Source organism: Rhodoferax sp. P1_F3, from assembly GCF_056405715.1.
Genome location: NZ_JBFUBO010000009.1, coordinates 165,976 through 179,841 on the forward strand (window position 1 = coordinate 165,976; position 13,866 = coordinate 179,841).

The 13,866-nt window shown below is 59.9% G+C and carries 17 protein-coding genes; 11 read left to right on the forward strand and 6 right to left on the reverse strand.

Annotated features, from left to right (window positions below; all coding sequences use genetic code 11):
* The first annotated feature begins 411 nt into the window (after positions 1–411).
* Positions 412–741 (forward strand): hypothetical protein, encoded by a 330-nt coding sequence (locus AC1DZ5_RS15960; RefSeq protein WP_477890769.1) that lies wholly within the window; start codon positions 412–414, stop codon positions 739–741.
* Between the two features lie 6 nt (positions 742–747).
* Here the strand turns inward: AC1DZ5_RS15960 and AC1DZ5_RS15965 are convergent, their stop codons facing one another.
* From AC1DZ5_RS15965 to AC1DZ5_RS15980, 4 genes are all read right to left on the reverse strand, one after another.
* The gene (locus AC1DZ5_RS15965) at positions 748–1,143 is read right to left on the reverse strand and encodes a C40 family peptidase (RefSeq protein WP_477890771.1); all 396 of its coding nucleotides are present in this window, start codon (positions 1,141–1,143) and stop codon (positions 748–750) included.
* A gap of 165 nt (positions 1,144–1,308) precedes the next feature.
* On the reverse strand, positions 1,309–1,746 hold the full coding sequence (locus AC1DZ5_RS15970; protein ID WP_477890773.1) for a helix-turn-helix domain-containing protein: 438 nt from the start codon (positions 1,744–1,746) through the stop codon (positions 1,309–1,311).
* 99 nt (positions 1,747–1,845) lie between these two features.
* Complete coding sequence (locus tag AC1DZ5_RS15975; protein WP_477890775.1) at positions 1,846–2,127, reverse strand: HU family DNA-binding protein; 282 nt, start codon at positions 2,125–2,127, stop codon at positions 1,846–1,848.
* A gap of 70 nt (positions 2,128–2,197) precedes the next feature.
* On the reverse strand, positions 2,198–3,166 hold the full coding sequence (locus AC1DZ5_RS15980; RefSeq protein ID WP_477890777.1) for a bile acid:sodium symporter family protein: 969 nt from the start codon (positions 3,164–3,166) through the stop codon (positions 2,198–2,200).
* 125 nt (positions 3,167–3,291) lie between these two features.
* Between AC1DZ5_RS15980 and AC1DZ5_RS15985 the strand changes: the two genes are divergently transcribed.
* From AC1DZ5_RS15985 to AC1DZ5_RS16010, 6 genes are all read left to right on the forward strand, one after another.
* Positions 3,292–4,155, forward strand: coding sequence for a tetratricopeptide repeat protein (locus AC1DZ5_RS15985; RefSeq protein WP_477890780.1), 864 nt, complete (start codon positions 3,292–3,294; stop codon positions 4,153–4,155).
* Positions 4,156–4,204: 49 nt separating this feature from the next.
* On the forward strand, positions 4,205–5,233 hold the full coding sequence (locus AC1DZ5_RS15990; RefSeq protein WP_477890782.1) for an AI-2E family transporter: 1,029 nt from the start codon (positions 4,205–4,207) through the stop codon (positions 5,231–5,233).
* Positions 5,234–5,345: 112 nt separating this feature from the next.
* Positions 5,346–5,912 (forward strand): isochorismatase family protein, encoded by a 567-nt coding sequence (locus tag AC1DZ5_RS15995; RefSeq protein ID WP_477890784.1) that lies wholly within the window; start codon positions 5,346–5,348, stop codon positions 5,910–5,912.
* Between the two features lie 11 nt (positions 5,913–5,923).
* Positions 5,924–6,193 (forward strand): DUF1272 domain-containing protein, encoded by a 270-nt coding sequence (locus AC1DZ5_RS16000; protein ID WP_477890786.1) that lies wholly within the window; start codon positions 5,924–5,926, stop codon positions 6,191–6,193.
* Between the two features lie 14 nt (positions 6,194–6,207).
* Complete coding sequence (locus AC1DZ5_RS16005) at positions 6,208–7,119, forward strand: EamA family transporter (RefSeq protein WP_477890869.1); 912 nt, start codon at positions 6,208–6,210, stop codon at positions 7,117–7,119.
* On the forward strand, positions 7,107–8,072 hold the full coding sequence (locus AC1DZ5_RS16010) for a GlxA family transcriptional regulator (protein ID WP_477890788.1): 966 nt from the start codon (positions 7,107–7,109) through the stop codon (positions 8,070–8,072). Before AC1DZ5_RS16005 ends, AC1DZ5_RS16010 begins: the two co-directional genes overlap by 13 nt.
* Here AC1DZ5_RS16010 and AC1DZ5_RS16015 read toward each other — a convergent pair.
* Positions 8,047–8,802 carry a substrate-binding periplasmic protein gene (locus AC1DZ5_RS16015; RefSeq protein ID WP_477890790.1) on the reverse strand — a complete coding sequence of 252 codons (756 nt, stop codon included), beginning with the start codon at positions 8,800–8,802 and terminating at the stop codon, positions 8,047–8,049. The two genes, AC1DZ5_RS16010 and AC1DZ5_RS16015, sit on opposite strands and share 26 nt — an antisense overlap.
* An 83-nt stretch (positions 8,803–8,885) precedes the next feature.
* Here AC1DZ5_RS16015 and AC1DZ5_RS16020 point away from each other — a divergent pair, with 83 nt between their 5' ends.
* The gene (locus AC1DZ5_RS16020) at positions 8,886–10,118 is read left to right on the forward strand and encodes a multidrug effflux MFS transporter (RefSeq protein ID WP_477890792.1); all 1,233 of its coding nucleotides are present in this window, start codon (positions 8,886–8,888) and stop codon (positions 10,116–10,118) included.
* Between the two features lie 80 nt (positions 10,119–10,198).
* On the opposite strand, the gene AC1DZ5_RS16025 is transcribed toward AC1DZ5_RS16020, so the two are convergent.
* Positions 10,199–11,281 carry a helix-turn-helix domain-containing protein gene (locus AC1DZ5_RS16025; protein ID WP_477890794.1) on the reverse strand — a complete coding sequence of 361 codons (1,083 nt, stop codon included), beginning with the start codon at positions 11,279–11,281 and terminating at the stop codon, positions 10,199–10,201.
* Between AC1DZ5_RS16025 and AC1DZ5_RS16030 the strand changes: the two genes are divergently transcribed.
* The 3 genes from AC1DZ5_RS16030 to AC1DZ5_RS16040 all read left to right on the forward strand — a co-directional run bounded on the left by AC1DZ5_RS16030 (position 11,280) and on the right by AC1DZ5_RS16040 (position 13,836).
* Entirely contained in the window at positions 11,280–12,122 is an 843-nt protein-coding gene (locus tag AC1DZ5_RS16030) for a nuclear transport factor 2 family protein (RefSeq protein WP_477890796.1), read from the forward strand. The genes AC1DZ5_RS16025 and AC1DZ5_RS16030 overlap by 2 nt on opposite strands.
* Entirely contained in the window at positions 12,095–12,490 is a 396-nt protein-coding gene (locus AC1DZ5_RS16035; protein ID WP_477890798.1) for a hypothetical protein, read from the forward strand. Before AC1DZ5_RS16030 ends, AC1DZ5_RS16035 begins: the two co-directional genes overlap by 28 nt.
* A 134-nt stretch (positions 12,491–12,624) precedes the next feature.
* A complete protein-coding gene (locus tag AC1DZ5_RS16040) occupies positions 12,625–13,836 on the forward strand; it encodes a hypothetical protein (RefSeq protein ID WP_477890800.1) in 1,212 nt (403 codons plus the stop codon).
* The last annotated feature ends 30 nt before the right edge of the window (positions 13,837–13,866 follow it).

Genomic DNA, 13,866 nt, shown 5'->3' on the forward strand with positions numbered 1-13,866 from the left:
TCCTAAAAGACAAAAACCCTGGTCGTTGTGTGTGCGAACCAGGGTTTTCTGGGGCGATTGCCTGGCAATCTGCCCATTGAGAAAACCCCAAACTAGGGGCTCAAGTCTTGCGCTGAGGCGGGGGCACCAATGGACGAGCGCAAGCCCACCATCCACTGGTGTGAATGAATTGTGGCGATCAGCTTGTCAAAGGTACGCATAGGAAATACTCGCAAAAAACAAAAAACCCCGCACAGAAAACTGCCGGGGTTTGAGGTTCAAAGACCGGCAAGACAAATAGCCTTGCCGACAGAGCGGTAAGGCTAGGTGAGGATCAAATCTTTGATAGAGAACATGGATGAATTATACGAAGGATCGGGATTTTTTGCTTGCGGGGCCTAGCGACGCTGAATGCTTTTGTAGACTCTACCTATGGACAATGCAGACGCAAGCAAGGAAAACTGGCCACAGGTTGGCACAGGGCTATGGACCCGCTGGTGGGGCTATCTCGTGCGCTGGCTGGTGTTTGGCATTGTCGTAGGCTTGTTTCAGCCGGTGCAAGAAGACCCCTCCCAGTACTGGGAGCTCAAGGCCATTCAGGTGGTACTCGGCATCTTGTTTGGCGTGGTTGCGGCCGTGGTTTTTACAGTCTGCGAAAACAAGTTCAACACCCCGCGTGTGAAGTGGAAGACTTGGCTGTTGGTCTTGCTGACCTGGCTGGTTGTCAAAGCCGGCTTTGTGACAGCAATAGCCTTGAGCTGAACAGGGTCAAGGCCGGCGAAAACTCACCTGCTGCCTGGACCAGTATTTGGACTGCAACTGGTCCAGCCGCACCTCTCCCCCTGTGGACGGGGCGTGCACGAAGCGACCTTCGCCCACGTAGATGCCTGCATGGGTGGCACGGCCACCCTCCATAAAGATGGCCAGATCGCCGGTGCGGATGGAGTCCGCCTGCACCGCCTGCCCCCAGCTCACAAGGGCAGCGACGGAGCGTGGGGCGAGTACACCACCCCTGTGTTTGTAGACGTACGCAATGAGGCCGCTGCAGTCGAATCCTCCCGCGGGCGTGTTGCCCCCGTAGCGGTACGGCGTGCCCACCAGTCCAATGGCCATGAGCGTGACCTCATTGGCCTGCTCTCCCGTGAGTCGCGAAGCAATGGTCACGGGAGGCTTCGTCTCAACCGTTTGCTGAGGTGCCGTGGAGCATCCTGTCAGCGCACACAAAGCCAGGGAGACCGAGAGCACTCCCGGTGCCCACGGGCGTGATGGTGCAGGTGGCGTTTGTAGGGCTTTGAAAAACATGAGGGGCAGATAGTGCAGCCGGCGCTGTTAGGCCTGCAGCCTCTTCTGCACTTCGCGCTTGCCCATCTTCATGACTGCGGCAATCTTCTGCAACTGTGCGGCGCGCGGCTTGGCTGCACCAGCTTCCCATTTGTGTACCGACAGGTAGGATACGTCCAGCACAGCCGCCATCTGGGCTTGGGTGATTCCCCACTTGGCGCGCAGGGCAGCCAAGCGGCTGGCACTGAAGCGGATGCCAGGCGCTGCAGCTGACGCGTCCGCTGCCGAGGTCGTACTGTCGTTGGATCGGGATGCTTTGACCGTGGCCTTGAGTGCCGAGGCCAAGGACTTGACCTGGCGTTTCAATGCGGCGATTTCCGAACGATGGGTTGTCGTCGCTTTGCGCAAGGCCAGCAGCTCATCCTTGAGCTCTTTGCGGGCCACACGGGCGATTTCAGACTTGAGGGAATTGATCAATGAGCTCATACAGAAGATGGTAGTCCTGAAACATTATTAAACGCCATCAAAAGAAAAGGCGGCAGTGGTGATGTACCACTGCCGCCCCTCTGTTTGAAACTGACCGGTTTATTTCTTTTTATTCACCGCGGCCTTGAAGGCTGCACCGGCGCTGAATTTTGGCACAGTGGCGGCGGCAATCTTCAGTGCTTCGCCGGTGCGTGGGTTTTTGCCCTTGCGTGCGGCGCGCTTGGTGGCCTTGAAGGTGCCAAAGCCAATCAGCTGCACGTCTTCTTTCTTGGCCACGGTCTTGGTGATGATTTGCACCAGCGCATCAATGGCGCGGCCTGCGGCGGCCTTGGACATGTCGGTCTCTTTGACCAGGGCTTCAATCAATCCAGCTTTGTTCAATCTAATACTCCAGAAAATAAAGGGGTGGGATAAATTCTGACACAAAGTGCAGGGTAGGCAGTTTTGCTACTCAGCTTTCCCGTTTGGCATAGCGTTGCGCCAGTACGGCACACACCATGAGTTGGATCTGGTGGAACAGCATGAGCGGCAGCAACATCACGCCCACGACGGGTGCGGCAAACAGCACCTTGGCCATGGGCACGCCGCTGGCCAAGCTTTTCTTGGAGCCGCAGAAGACGATGGTGATTTCATCCTCCTTGTTAAAGCCCAGTGCGCGGCTGGCCCAGGTGGTGACTGCCAGCGACAGGGCCAGCAAGATGCAGCACGCCACCACCAGACCTGCCAACACCGGCAGCGGTATCTGCTTCCACAGCCCCTCAATGACAGCGGCGCTGAACGCCGTGTAGACCACCAGCAGGATGGAGCCTTGGTCCACAAACTTCAGCCCTGCGGCGTGTCGCTTCACAAAACCACCTACCCAGGGTTGTAGCAGTTGCCCTGCCACAAAAGGTAGCATCAGTTGCAGCATGATTTTGAGGACCGCATCCAGCTCACTGGCACCCGACACGCCACCGGGTACCACCAGCCAGCCCACCAGCAATGGTGTGAAAAACACACCAATCAGGCTGGACGCGGATGCGCTGCACACCGCGGCCGACACATTGCCCCGCGCCATCGCCGTGAACGCGATGGCGGACTGCACCGTAGCTGGAAGAGCGCACAGAAACAGCATGCCTGTTGCCAGGTCGGGCGTGAGTGCCAGGTTGAATACCGGCTGCAACAGAAGCCCCAGGATGGGGAACATCGCAAATGTGCACAGCAGAACCAGCAAGTGCAACCGCCAGTGGCTCAGCCCCGCCACCACGGCAGCCCGCGAGAGTTTGGCACCGTGCAGAAAGAACAGTAATGCAATGGCTGCAGTGGTCAAAATCTCAAAGCCGTGAGCCACCGCGCCTTGCGCTGGCAACACGCTGGCAAGGGTGACTACGGCTAGCAGGGCCAGTGTGAAGTTGTCGGGAAGAAAGCGGGAGCGTGTCATGGTGGGGGCCCTGCATGGTACCCGTGCGCGGGCTTTACACAAGCTTCACCACCACGCGGCTTGAATTTTCGGGGGCGGACCGCCAATTGGCCGGGTAGAGCCCGCCAACTTTGTAAGGATCGCTTATGCAATACATACCCCTGGTTCAACGCGCACTGCGAGGAATGGTCATCGCGTTGTGCCTGGGCGCCGGCCTGGCCATGGCTCAGGCCGAGCCCACACTCAACGAGATCTATGCCACGGCCCAGGCCGGCAAGATCGACCAAGCCCAGGTGATGGTGCAGCAGGTGCTGGTGTCGCACCCTGGCAGCGCCAAAGCCTACTTTGTGCAGAGCGAGCTGTTTGCGCGCCAGGGCAACCGTGCCCGTGCCCAGCAGTCGCTTGCCAAGGCGGATCAGCTGGCCCCGGGCCTGCCCTTTGCCAAGCCCGAGGCCGTGCAGTCCCTGCGCGCACAACTTGCTTCGTCCTCTGCGTTGGCGGTAAATCCGGGGCAGAAATATGCCGTTATCCCTGCGGCCCAGCCAACGGCGTTTGCCAGCTGGGTGCTACCGGCGCTGCTGGCTAGCCTGGTGCTGGTGGCGGGGTACTTCGTTTTTCGCCGTCGCTCCCCGGTGGCGGCCCCCCAGCCTGCAGGCTATAGCTCGGGCTTGGATGGTCCCCAGCAGTTTGGCGGTGGCGCAGCTATGTCGCCCACCTACGGCCCTACGCCCTACGGACAGCCCGGTGGCAGCGGCTTGGGCGGAAAAATTCTGGGTGGCATGGCCACTGGTCTGGCCGTGGGCGCGGGCGTCATGGCGGCTGAGGCCATAGGCCGCAACCTGATGGGCGAACGCCATTCCACGCTATCGCCAGATAACCTGTCTGGCGACAGCTACCAGCCCATGGCTGGCAATGCCGATATGGGGGGCCAAGACTTTGGCGTAACCGATGGCAACGCCTGGGACGATGCTGGCTCTATGGACAGCGGCTCGAACGACTGGGACAACTAAGCACCCGCGGTCGGTTAGATTTGCAGCTTCTGCCTTCTTTGAGCCACGCATGCCCAAACCCACTGCCAACGCCTACCGCCCCAGCCTCTCCGTTCCCATTGTCAAGGTCTCCAGCCAAGTACTGACCGCACTGCTGTGTGTGGCGGTGCTGGTGTATGGGCTGTTGCCGGGCCTGCTGGCGGTATGCGTGGGCTTTCTGGCCACGGCGGGGCTGGCCCGGTGGCGCGGCGTAGGGCGCTTACGCCTCTCGCCCATCTGGGCGGCCGCGCTGGTCATCCTCATGCCCATCGTGGCCATCGGTTTTTTCATGGCCAACGCCAAAGGCATGGTGTTCGGTGCTGTCACCCAGTACCAGGCACTGCTGCGCCACCTGGCTGGCACCGTGCTCGAAATTCGGCAAAAGCTTCCGCCCGACCTGGCCAGCCACCTACCCGATGAACTGGTGGCCGCGCAAACCTGGCTGGCCAGCTACCTGCAGTCCCAGGCTCACGCACTCACCGGCATTGGCTCAGCCGGCTTGCATGGTGGCCTGCTGGTGTACGTGGGGCTGGTGATTGGTGCGCTCATTGTGGGCACGCCGTCTGCGGTGAGCTATGCGCCCCTGCGTTTGCAGATGCGCGAACGGGCCACACATTTCATGGAATCGTTCCGCCAAATCGTGATCGCGCAGTTCTGGATTGCTGCCTTCAACGCCGTGTGCACTGGCGTGTTCCTGATGGTGGCGCTGCCCCAGTTTGGCGTGAACATGCCTTATGCCAGCTCGCTGGTTGCGCTCACCTTTTTTGCCGGACTGATCCCCATCGTGGGCAACCTGCTGTGCAACAGCGTGCTGACGCTGGCCGGCGTATCCATCTCGCCCACCGTGGGGCTGGCCTGCCTGTTGTTTTTGGTGGCCATCCACAAGTTTGAATATTTCATCAACGCCAAGGTAGTGGGCAAGCGCACCGGCACCTCGGCCTGGGAACTGCTCACGGTGATGTTTGTGGGCGAGGCCATTTTTGGCGTGGCCGGATTGGTCTCTGCGCCGCTGTATTACGCCTATGCCAAGCGCGAATTGCAGGCGGACGCCCTGATTTAACTTGGGTAAAGAGTGTTTGGCGGTTTTTGTCCGAAAGTTGGCGACGAGAGACCTTTTGCGCCAGCGTTAAGAGGGCTACAGTGAGGGCGTTGCAACTCACTGGTGTCTTCAAATGTCCTCATCCACCAAGCCAAAATCTGCCCTCATCATCATCGATGTGCAAGAGTCCTTCGCCCAGATGCCCTTCTGGTCACAGGGCATTCATGCCCCGTTTCAGCAGGCCCTGCTGAAGCTGGACGCGGGTGCCCGCGCTGCCGATGTACCCGTGGTGCACATCTACCACGTGGGGCGCGCCGGTCCTTTCCTGCCTGAATCGGGTTTTGTCAAACCCTTGCCTTGGCTGCCAGGCAACCCCTCTGTGCGCTTTGACAAGCACACGCACAACGCGTTCACCGACACCGGTCTGGACCTGTGGCTGCGCCGTCAGGGCGTGACCAAGCTCATCATCAGCGGCATCCGCACCGAGCAGTGCTGCGAGACCACCACCCGCGTGGGCTCGGACCTGGGCTACGACGTGGACTTTGTGTCCGAAGCCACGCTGACTTTCCCCATGACGCATGCAGGCAGTGGTCGCACCTTCAGCGCCGAAGAAATCACCACCCGCACCGAGCTGGTCCTGGCGGACCGCTTTGCGCGCATCGTGGACGTGGATACTTGCCTGGCCGATCTGACCGCATAAAAGGAATTTCTATGCTGCAACTGCGTCCCAACTGTGAATGCTGCAATGTGGACCTGCCACCCGCAGCCACCAATGCCCGCATCTGCTCGTTTGAATGCACCTTTTGTGCAGACTGTGTAGACACCCGCCTGCTGGGCGTGTGCCCCAATTGCGGGGGTGGTTTTGTGCCCCGCCCGATTCGCCCTGCGGGGAAGCTGGCGAACAACCCTCCGTCCACTACGCGTGTATTCAAGCCCCAGGGATGCGTCACACCACCCCAGCCCACCCCGGTGATCGCATGAACGCCAGCTTGCCCATGCGGCCCAAAGACTTGGGGTTGGCCTTGCTGGTCATCCTGGTCTGGGGCGTGAACTTCGCGGTGATCAAGGTCGGCGTGGTGGGCATTCCACCGCTGCTGCTGGGGGCGCTGCGCTTTCTGCTGGCGGCGTTTCCCGCGCTGCTGTTCCTCAAGCCGCCCAAGGTGCCGCTGCGCCTATACCTGGCCTACGGCCTCACTATTTCAGTGGGGCAGTTTGCGTTTCTGTTCAGCGCCATTCACGTGGGCATGCCCTCGGGTCTGGCCTCGCTGGTGCTGCAGTCGCAGTCCTTCTTCACGCTGTTGCTGGCGGCCTGGTGGTTGAAGGAGCGTTGGCAGGCCAACCAGATGGCCGGGCTGTTGCTGGCCGCACTGGGGTTGTTGCTGATTGGCAGTGCGAGTGGTGCGGCGAATGGCGTGTCCATGCCCCTACTGGGCTTCTTGCTCACTATTGCCGCGGCAGTCATGTGGGCCTGCGGCAATATCGTTACCCGCGCGGTAGGGCGCTACGGCCCGATGAACCAACTGGCCTTTGTGGTGTGGGCCAGCCTGGTGCCGCCGTTGCCGTTTCTGGCGCTCTCTGCCTGGCTGGAAGGACCTGACGCGATGTTGCAGGCCCTGCAGCACATCGACCTAGCCGCCGTGGGGGCCATCGCCTACCTGGCCTGGGCCGCCACGCTCTTGGGCTATGGGCTGTGGACGCATCTGATGTCCCGCTACCCCACCAACCGCGTAGCCCCGTTCACGCTGCTGGTGCCCATCGTGGGGTTGACCACGGGTTGGGTGGTGTTTGGCGAGGCGCTGCGCCCCATCCATTTTGCCGGCGGTGCCTTGCTGATGGCGGGGCTGCTGGTCAATGTGTTTGGTGCGCCGCTGTTCGCCCGCATCAAGGAAATAGCATGGAAGACCTGAAGCTTTCCATCTACCTGGTGCTTACGCCCAATGTGCTGATGCTGGACTACGCAGGTCCGGCCGAGGCGCTGCGCATGGCAGTTGACATGGGCGCACCTATTGCGCTGCACACCTGTGGGCCGAAGGCACACATCACCACCTCACTCAGCACCTGCCTGTCGGGTCTGGAGCCCTTGCCCACGCAGCTGCCGCCGCGCAGTCTGGTGCTCATCGTGGGCAACAGCAATGAAGTAGTGGACTACGCCACCGAGGCCGCACACACTGTGGTGCAGTGGCTCAAGACTGCACCGCTGGCCGACACGCGCTTGGCCAGCATTTGCTCCGGCGCGCTGCTGTTGGCGCAGGCGGGCTGCCTAGATGGGCGGCACTGCACCACCCACCACACCCTGATTGCCGATCTGCAGGCCTGTGCGCCCAGCGCCCAGGTGGTGACCGACCGCATCTTTGTGGACGATGGCCAAGTGCTCACCAGCGCCGGCATCACCACCGGCATTGACTTGGCGCTCTACATCGTGGAGCAGGCGGCTGGCCCCGAGCTGGCGGCCCGCGTGGCGCGCCGCCTGGTGATGTACCAACGCCGTGGTGCGCACGACCCGCAGATGTCGCCCTGGCTGGCGCACCGCAACCACATGCACCCGGCCGTGCACCGCGCGCAAGACGCCGTGGCCCGCGAGCCCGAACGTGGATGGACCTTGGAAGAACTGGCTGAGGTGGCCTGTGTGAGCGCCCGGCACCTGAGTCGCCTGTTTGCGCTGCACACCGGTATCAGCGTTGTGGCCTATCAGCAGCAGCTGCGCATTGCCCGGGCACAAGAGATGCTGGCGCACAACCCCACGCTGTCGCAAGAGCGCTTGGCCCAGGCTTGTGGGTTTGGCTCGGCGCGGGATTTTCGGCGGGTGTGGCAGCGCTGCGTATCAGGGGCTGGGGCTACGAGCCCAGGTTTTGCGCGATGAGCTTCTGGATCTCGCCGCGCCCGTAGCCTTTTTTGATGATCTGGTTGAAGTCATTCAGCCAGGTTTTCATCTGCATGCTTTTGGGGAAAGCCAAGAAGTTGGGGTCGCTGCGCAGGGGCACGGGCAGCACCACCAGCGCGTCGCGCAGGGCTTCCAGTCCTTTGTTGCTGCGCAGTATTTCTTCAAACCCTGCCTTGCCCGCGTTGAACAGCGCGCAGTCGATACGGTCCAGTACCAGTTTGTTCAGACGTTCTCCCGCCCCGCCGTCGCCGTCCACCACAAACACGCCAGCTTCACGGGCTTTCTCAAATGCCTCGCCATAGCTGCCGCCACGCCCTAGGCCCACGCGCTTGCCCTGCAGGTCGGCCATCTCCTTGAAACTGAATTCCCGGCCCTTGTGCACCACGATCACCACGTCGTCCACATACACAGGGTCAGAGTAGTCAAACAGCGCAGCGCGCTCCTGCGTCCACGATAGACCCACGATACCGCCAAGGCCGCCGGCGGCATAGCGGTACGAGCGGGCCCAGGGGTAAAGCTCAATCTTGAAGCTGTTGTCGCGCAGTTCCTGGTCGGCATATTTCAGAATGTCGATCAGGATGCCGCGGGGCCGTCCGTCCTGCAAAAACATTTTGGGGGCAGAGTTATCCCCGCCAAAGACGGTGATGTCTGCAGACCAGGCCGCAACGGCGCATGTCAGTCCCAGCAAGGCGGATATGAATCGTTTCATTCCATTCATTTCGTGGTGGTGGGTTCGGCGGATTTCCAACTTTGCGGAGTATGCTGCTTTTTTGGCCCAATTTGCGACCCTTCATGAACCCCGAAGCCCTCAAACTCTGGCGCGCCCCGCAATGGGCGTTCTCCATCCTGCTGGCCCTCTTGGGCATGCTGGGTCCTTTCTCTATCGACACCTACATCCCGGCGTTTTCCGGCATCAGCCAGTCGCTGGGCGCCACGCCGGTGCAGATGCAGCAAACGCTGTCGGCCTACCTGTTTGGCTTCGCCTTCATGGCGCTGTTCCACGGGTCGTTTTCTGACAGCTTTGGACGTCGGCCCGTGGTGCTGTGGGGGCTGGCCGCGTTCACCATCGCGTCCATCGGTTGCGCGATGGCGCAAAGCATTGGGCAGCTCATCTTCTTCCGTGCCATGCAGGGCCTGTCCACCGGCGCGGGCATTGTGGTGTCGCGCGCGGTCATCCGCGATGTGTACCCGCCCTCGCAGGCGCAGAAGGTCATGAGCCAGGTCACCATCTTTTTTGGCGTGGCGCCTGCTATCGCGCCCATGGTGGGCGGCTGGCTGCTGGTGCATGCCAGCTGGCACGGCATCTTCTGGTTCTTGACCGGTGTAGGCGTGTTCCTGTGGGTGGCCAACTTCTTCCTGCTGCCCGAGACCCTGCACGCCACGCAGCGCCAGCACTTCCACATCAAGAACCTGATGGCGGGGTACTGGAAGCTGGGGTCGGACCCGCGCTTTGTGCTGCTAGCGCTGGCCAGCGGCATTCCGTTCAACGGCATGTTTTTGTACGTGCTCAGCGCGCCCGTGTTTCTGGGTGATCACTTGGGCCTGCAGCCGCAGCAATTCTTCTGGTTCTTCATCCTCACCATCAGCGGCATCATGGGCGGCGCTTTTGTCAGCGGCCGCGTGGCCGGCAAGGTCAGCCCGAAGCGGCAGATCCGCAATGGCTTCCTCATCATGTTGTTGATCGGCGTCATCAACCTGGTGGCCAACCTGCTGTTCAAGGCGCATGTGAGCTGGGCCTTGTTCCCCATCGGCATCTTCGCGTTTGGCTGGGCCATGATGGTGCCCGTGGTCACCCTGCTGGTGCTGGACCTGCACCCCGAGCGGCGCGGCATGGCGTCCAGCCTGCAGATGTTTGTGGGGTCCACCGCCAACGGCATCGTGGCCGGCGTCATATCGCCCTTGGTGATGCACTCCACCGTGGCGCTGGCTGCGTCATCGGTGTTGATGATGTGCCTGGGTCTGGGGGCTTGGGTGTTTATCCGACGGAAGTGGCCGGAGATCGGCCAGCATGTTGTGACTGTGTGAGAGGTGCGTTAGGCTGCTTGAGGCTCCAAGCTGAGGTTTCTAACCTATCGCGCTTGACCAGTAGCGGACATGCAGGGCTATCAAGGGCGATGGCCGGCGCGAAACGCCACTGGCGTGGTCAATGCGTTGCGTCTGAAGAACTTGACGAAATTGGTGGATTCGGAGAATCCCAACGCATGCCCGATCTCTGCGACGCTTGCCTTGCTGTGAACCAGTAGCCGCTTCGCCTCCAATGCAATACGTTGATCGATAGCCTCTTTGGCAGTGCGCCCGGTGGTCGCCACACAAGCACGCGACAAGGTGCTTTCTGAAAATCCGATCCGTTTGGCCAAATCCAGCACGCTGGGGCGCGTCTTGAAGCGCGCCTCCAATTCCTGGCAAAACAGGTGATAAATCTTTCCTTCCTGGGCCACTTCGGGCGTTCCTGCATCGCCGCGCAACACGCGGGCAAGCCGCAAAAGCAGGATCAAAACTTCGTGCCGAATGATGGCCGCATCGATCGGGCTTCCCTCGAAGCGGTCTATGTCAGCCCTCAGCCTGCGGCTGTCTGCTGTAGCTTCAATGAAGTGCCCTTGATCCGGAGTTGAGGCACTGGGCCATTGGTCCAGAGCGAGCAATTCCTTGTCGATGACCGGCGTGCTCGTCGCAGAAACCAGGGCCTCCGCTGAGATCAGGGTGAGTTGTCCTTGCAGTTCATCGACCAAATGCCATTGCTGCACTTGGCCTGCCCGCACCAGAAGCATCGAGCCAGGCTGCAATGGGTGTTCAACGAAGTCGACCATGTGCCGCGAACGGCCCTCCTGAACAAAGAGAAGGTGATGGAAATCGACACGCTGAGGGGCCGCAAGCATGCTGGCGCTTGCGCGTTGTCTGAGTTCTTGCAGCGTCATCGCCTCTACACCCACATGGGCCAGTCGGGGGTTGTTGAAATGAATCTCGGGGATGCTGGATGCGGTCGCTTTCATGCTGCAGGCGTTTATGGCGGAAATCGTAAAAATCCCAGTTTTGACCACTGTTTGAGGCAATTCAATCTTTCCGATTATGAAGGCCAAGAACAAAATTCTCTCTGTAAAGCGCCAAGACATCAAACCGCAGTCAGCGCCCTCAACAATTATTTGCTGAAATTTCACCATGACTATCGTTCGATCATTGCGTTTGTCCATGGCCGCATTGGCCATCACCGGTCTCGCAGCCTGCACAGGCAACCCATCCCTTCACACATCCAAAGAGAAAGAACCTATGTCCGTACAAAAACAGCAAGTTGTCGCCCTGCTTAAGGCCATCGAAACCGGCGATGCCGCGCCCGTGGCAGTGATCAACCCCAACAAGTACATCCAGCACAACCTGTCCGCCGCGGACGGCCTTGCCGGCTTCGGGGCGCTGCTGCAAGCCTTGCCCAAGGGTTCTGCCAAAGCAAATACCGTGCGCGTGTTTCAGGATGGTGACTTGGTTTTCGCCCATACCGAATACAACTTCTTCGGCCCCAAGATCGGCTTCGACATCTTCCGTTTCGAGGACGGCAAGATCGTTGAGCATTGGGACAATTTGCAGGAAACACCTGCCAAGGCCAACCCAAGTGGCCACACCATGGTTGACGGACCGGTACAGTCCACCGATCTGGAGAAGACCAGTGCGAACAAGGCACTCGTGAAGTCCTTCGTTGAAGACATTCTCGTCAACGGCCGCATGGACAAGCTTGCTGGCTATTACGATGGCGACCACTACGTACAGCACAACCCACAAATCGGGGACGGCCTGTCCGGTCTCGGCCAAGCGCTGCAGGCAATGGCCAAGGCGGGCGTCACCATGAAGTACGACCGCATCCACCGCGTGCTCGGCGAGGGCAACTTTGTGCTGGTGGCCAGTGAGGGGAGCTTTGCCGGAAAACCGAGCAGCTTCTACGACCTGTTCCGCGTGCAGGATGGCAAGATTGCGGAGCATTGGGACACGATCGAAACCATTCCAGCGCGTTCGGAATGGAAGAACGCGAACGGCAAGTTCTGAACTCGCAGAAGGACGATTTCATGAATATCTCGAAGCCTGGTGATGCCGATGTCGCAGCACCTTCAGGCCAGGTCATTGAAGTCGTGACCTTCAAGCTCAGGGGCGGCGTCACGGCAGCAGAGTTCAGGCTAGTTGACCATGAGGTCGAGGCACAGCATGTATCTAGACAGCCTGGATTCGTCTCACGTGAGAGCGCAGCGGGCGAGAGTGGCGAATGGCTGGTGATCGTGCACTGGCTATCTGCCGCGGATGCCGATGCCTCCATGGCGAGCTTTGAGAAAGCACCAGCGGCGGCACAGTTCATGTCCAGCATCGACACCTCGACCATGTTAATGAGGCGGTATGACAAAGCCAACAGCGCGGCGTAGGTGATGTCGCGGGCCATCGGATCCGTTACTTGCACCGTATCTATATGTAATAGGAATATATTAAATTTGCCGTTTATGCGTGAATACGGGCCTTGTATTGACATCTCGTTTTTTCACGGCATTTTGGGGGCGGCATGCGCGTTGGCATATTTCTATTGGGCTTGATCCTGGCGGGTTGCGGAGGCGGTGGTGGTTCGTCGGGAGGTGGCACCACCACCATGGACTTCAGCGTGAGCACCACACCAACCAACTCTGCGCTGAGTACCCCTTTCTTGGGGCACACCAAGGTGATGATTGGATTCTCCGGAAGTGCTGGAAACGCAGCCCCCTTCGACATGCAATACCAGTACTTCAATTCAGGTGTCTGGGGTGCTGCTTATAACCATGCCAATTGTTTGAACGGCACGTCCCCTTTCAGTGATTGCAAAGGATGGGTTGCCTGGCAGGAGACCAGCACAACGCGAGGTTTGTATGCCGGGCGCTTTGTTGGTAGTGCCAAGGCGCGCATCTGGAACGGCGTAACCCGCCCGCAGATTCCGTTCTTCACCTACTACATGGTGCTGCCGGCGTCGGGACTTACCGAGGGCATCGCAGAAACGGCCGCGCTGGACGACCAGACGTTTTTGACCAACTACTTTGATGACTGGCGATTCTTGTTGCAGAAGATCGGGAACGATCAAGCCATGTTGCACATTGAACCCGACCTGTTTGGTTACCTGAAGGCCAAAGCCGCGCAAACAACAAGCCTGCCCAGTGCGGTGCCTGCCAAGGTGGCGCTCAGCAATCCCACGGACTGCGGTGCCGGATACACCAATGACGCCGCCGGTTATGTCAAATGCATGATCCACATGGTGCGCGTCTATGCGCCCAATGCCACAGTGGGCTTGCATGTATCTCCCTGGAACTACACCAGTGCGGGCGACGCTATTTCCTGGGCGAACTTCATGAATGCCATAGGGGCGGGGCAGGGCGACTTTCTGGTGGCAGACCCCAGTGACCGTGACGCGGACTGGTACCGCTTGGTGCAGGGCCAGTCTGGTCACGACTGGGATGTGGCCAAGATGACCACCTTTCTACAGTGGGTGAAGGACGTTTCGCTGGCAGTAGGCAAGCCCTTTTTCCTCTGGCAACTGCCCTTGGGCAACTCTTACCAGAACAACACGTACCAGCACTACAAAGACCAACGCGTGGAATTGCTTTTCACCCACATAGCCGAAGTGCGTGACGCCAATATTCTGGGCTTGCTGTTCGGGAGTGGGGAAACTGCGCAAACCAATTTGGATACCGATGGGGGGCTGCTGGTTGGCAAGATGAAACAGCACTATGCCAACCGTGGTGGCGACTAAGGTGCATCACCAACAAATTGGAGAAAATTG

What these genes read in the sequence shown, in the direction of transcription:
- AC1DZ5_RS15960 (WP_477890769.1), top strand. Translation starts at nt 412, where the DNA reads ATGGACAATGCAGACGCAAGCAAGGAAAACTGGCCACAGGTTGGCACA.
- AC1DZ5_RS15970 (WP_477890773.1), bottom strand. Translation starts at nt 1,746, where the DNA reads ATGAGCTCATTGATCAATTCCCTCAAGTCTGAAATCGCCCGTGTGGCC.
- AC1DZ5_RS15980 (WP_477890777.1), bottom strand. Translation starts at nt 3,166, where the DNA reads ATGACACGCTCCCGCTTTCTTCCCGACAACTTCACACTGGCCCTGCTA.
- AC1DZ5_RS15985 (WP_477890780.1), top strand. Translation starts at nt 3,292, where the DNA reads ATGCAATACATACCCCTGGTTCAACGCGCACTGCGAGGAATGGTCATC.
- AC1DZ5_RS15990 (WP_477890782.1), top strand. Translation starts at nt 4,205, where the DNA reads ATGCCCAAACCCACTGCCAACGCCTACCGCCCCAGCCTCTCCGTTCCC.
- AC1DZ5_RS15995 (WP_477890784.1), top strand. Translation starts at nt 5,346, where the DNA reads ATGTCCTCATCCACCAAGCCAAAATCTGCCCTCATCATCATCGATGTG.
- AC1DZ5_RS16000 (WP_477890786.1), top strand. Translation starts at nt 5,924, where the DNA reads ATGCTGCAACTGCGTCCCAACTGTGAATGCTGCAATGTGGACCTGCCA.
- AC1DZ5_RS16005 (WP_477890869.1), top strand. Translation starts at nt 6,208, where the DNA reads ATGCGGCCCAAAGACTTGGGGTTGGCCTTGCTGGTCATCCTGGTCTGG.
- AC1DZ5_RS16010 (WP_477890788.1), top strand. Translation starts at nt 7,107, where the DNA reads ATGGAAGACCTGAAGCTTTCCATCTACCTGGTGCTTACGCCCAATGTG.
- AC1DZ5_RS16015 (WP_477890790.1), bottom strand. Translation starts at nt 8,802, where the DNA reads ATGAAACGATTCATATCCGCCTTGCTGGGACTGACATGCGCCGTTGCG.
- AC1DZ5_RS16020 (WP_477890792.1), top strand. Translation starts at nt 8,886, where the DNA reads ATGAACCCCGAAGCCCTCAAACTCTGGCGCGCCCCGCAATGGGCGTTC.
- AC1DZ5_RS16030 (WP_477890796.1), top strand. Translation starts at nt 11,280, where the DNA reads ATGGCCGCATTGGCCATCACCGGTCTCGCAGCCTGCACAGGCAACCCA.
- AC1DZ5_RS16025 (WP_477890794.1), bottom strand. Translation starts at nt 11,281, where the DNA reads ATGGACAAACGCAATGATCGAACGATAGTCATGGTGAAATTTCAGCAA.
- AC1DZ5_RS16035 (WP_477890798.1), top strand. Translation starts at nt 12,095, where the DNA reads ATGGAAGAACGCGAACGGCAAGTTCTGAACTCGCAGAAGGACGATTTC.
- AC1DZ5_RS16040 (WP_477890800.1), top strand. Translation starts at nt 12,625, where the DNA reads ATGCGCGTTGGCATATTTCTATTGGGCTTGATCCTGGCGGGTTGCGGA.